Below are 2,530 nucleotides of genomic sequence, written 5' to 3' on the forward strand. Positions count from 1 at the left end.
AGCGGCCACCGGGGCCGCGGCGCGAAGGAAAGATCGTCCTCGAGGCCCAGCGCGAGACGCTCGGCGCCGGCCCACGCGATCATCGCGCCGTTGTCGCCGCAAAGCGCAAGCGGGGGCGCCACCAGCCGCGCGCCCACTTCGCTCGACACCCTCTGCAGGGCTCGCCGGATCTGGCCGTTGGCCGCCACGCCGCCGGCCACGACGATCGCGCTCGGCGCGCCATGGCGCTCGCAGAACATCCGGAACGCGACCCGCACCCGGTTGGCGACGACGTCCGCCACCGCGGCCTGGAAGCTGGCGCAGAGATCGTCGACGTCCTGCGACGAGAGCGGCGCGATCCGCTCGGCCTCGAGGCGGACGGCGGTCTTGAGGCCGGAGAGCGAGAAGTTCGGCTCCGCCCGCCCGAACATCGGTCTTGGAAAGGCGAAGCGCTCCGGATCGCCGGTCTCGGCGCGGCGCTCGACCTCGGGGCCGCCCGGATAGCCGAGATCCAGCATCTTCGCGACCTTGTCGAACGCCTCCCCGAGCGCGTCGTCGAGGGTGGTCCCCAGCCGCACGTAACGGCCGACGCCCAGCACCGCGAGCAGCTGCGTGTGCCCTCCGGAGGCCAGCAGCAGCAGGTAGGGGAAGGCGATGCCGTCGGTGAGCCGGGCGGTCAGGGCGTGCGCCTCGAGATGGTTCACGGCGATGAAGGGCTTCTCCGCCACCACGGCGAGCGCCTTGGCCGCAGTGAGCCCGACGATGACGCCGCCCACGAGACCCGGCCCTGCGGCGGCGGCAACGCCGTCCAGCTCGCGCAGCTTCACTCCGGCCCGCGAGAGGGCGGCGGACAGCACGCCGTCCAGCGCCTCGACATGCGCCCGGGCGGCGATCTCCGGCACTACGCCGCCGAACGCCGCGTGCTCCTCGACCTGAGCCCGAACCACATTCGAGAGGATCTCCCCGGGGCCGTCGCCCCCCCGCCGGACGATGGACGCGGCGGTTTCATCGCAAGTGGTTTCCAGGCCGAGAACCAGCATGACGCCTCATATTCCGGAAGGGACAGCGGGAGACATAGCGGCAGACGAAGGATCGCGCTACCAAGCCCCCGGCTGCGCCCATCGGGCGCTCGCAATGGAGCTTCTCTAGGGCATGAGCCAGCAGACGTTTCGCATCGGCACCCGCGGCAGTCCGCTCGCGCTATGGCAGGCGCATCGCGTGCGGGACGGGCTGATCGAGGCCTGGGGGCTTGCGCCGGACGCTGTCGAGATCGTCGTGATCCGCACCACCGGCGACGCGATCCAGGACCGGCCGCTCAGCGAAGCCGGCGGCAAGGGTCTGTTCGTCAAGGAAATCGACGAGGCGCTGCTCGACGGGCGCGTCGATCTCTCGGTGCACTCCGCCAAGGATCTCCCGACCGCGCTCGCCGAAGGCACGGAACTGGCCGCCACGCTGCCCCGCGCCGACGTTCGTGACGTGCTGATCGGCGGCTCGGCTCCCACGCTCGACGCCCTGCGTGAGGGCGCGGTGATTGGCACGGCGTCGCTGCGTCGCGGGGCGCTGGTCCGCCGCCGGCGGCCGGACCTGAAGGTGGTGACGTTCCGGGGCAATGTGCACAGCCGTCTGGAGAAGCTCGCCGGCGGCGAGGTCGACGCGACGATGCTGGCGCTGGCCGGCCTTACGCGCCTCGGGCTCGAGCGGCACGCGACCGAGATCATGGACGCGGAGACGTTCCCGCCGGCGCTCGGCCAGGGCGCGATCGCGGTCACCGCGCGCGCCGGGGACGCCTCGACCCGTGAGGCGCTTGCGAAGCTCGACTGTCCGGAGACCGCCGCCGCGCTGATCTGCGAGCGCGCATTTCTCGCGGTTCTGGACGGCTCGTGCCGGACCCCGATCGCCGGACTGGCCCGGGTCGACGGGGAGAAGCTGTCGTTCCGCGGGATGGTGCTGTCCGTCGACGGCGCGCGCGTCGTGGAGGCCGCGCGCGAAGGCGCCGCGACGGACGCGGCGGCGCTCGGCGCAGCGGCGGGCGAGGACGTCAGGTCGCGCGCTCCCGCCGATCTGCTGGCCGTGTTCGGCTGACGCCGCCGTGAACGTCCTCGTGCTCAGACCGGAACGCGCGGCCGTCCGCACAGCGGGCGCGCTCGAGCGACTCGGCCATGTCCCCATTCTCGCGCCTGTCCTGACGATCGAGGACATCCCCTCCGCGATACCGGGGACGGATTATCACGCGGTCCTCGCCACCAGCGCCAACGGCCTGCGGAAGCTCGCCCGGCGGCCGGAGATAGAAGCTCTGTCGCGGCTTCCGCTGGTCGCGGTCGGGGAACGGACCGCAGAGGCGGGGCGGGAGGCCGGCTTCGGGATCGTGCACGTCGCGGACGGCGACGGCCGCTCCCTGGTCATCGAGACGTGCAGGGTGTTTCCCGAGCCGTCGCGCTTTCTGCACGCCGCGGGCGCCGACCGGGCGTACGACGTCGCCGGCGCTCTTGCCGGGCATGGTCATGACGTCACCGTGATCGAGCTCTACCGCGCCGTGGCCGCCACCGCGCTG

The 2,530-nt window shown here is 72.5% G+C and carries 3 protein-coding genes; 2 read left to right on the top strand and 1 reads right to left on the bottom strand.

Annotated elements, in window-relative coordinates; all coding sequences use genetic code 11:
* The coding region (gene tsaD, locus ACIKT0_RS16800; RefSeq protein ID WP_407106520.1) for a tRNA (adenosine(37)-N6)-threonylcarbamoyltransferase complex transferase subunit TsaD at positions 1-1,019 on the bottom strand (1,019 nt) is incomplete at its 3' end.
* Positions 1,020-1,131: 112 nt separating this feature from the next.
* Between tsaD and hemC the strand changes: the two genes are divergently transcribed.
* The gene (gene hemC, locus ACIKT0_RS16805) at positions 1,132-2,061 is read left to right on the top strand and encodes a hydroxymethylbilane synthase (RefSeq protein ID WP_407106521.1); all 930 of its coding nucleotides are present in this window, start codon (positions 1,132-1,134) and stop codon (positions 2,059-2,061) included.
* Positions 2,062-2,068: 7 nt separating this feature from the next.
* A partial coding sequence (locus tag ACIKT0_RS16810; protein WP_407106522.1) for a uroporphyrinogen-III synthase occupies positions 2,069-2,530 on the top strand: 462 nt, incomplete at its 3' end.

It is taken from the genome of Hansschlegelia beijingensis, from assembly GCF_045505405.1.
In the GTDB taxonomy this organism is placed as follows: domain Bacteria; phylum Pseudomonadota; class Alphaproteobacteria; order Rhizobiales; family Methylopilaceae; genus Methylopila; species Methylopila beijingensis_A.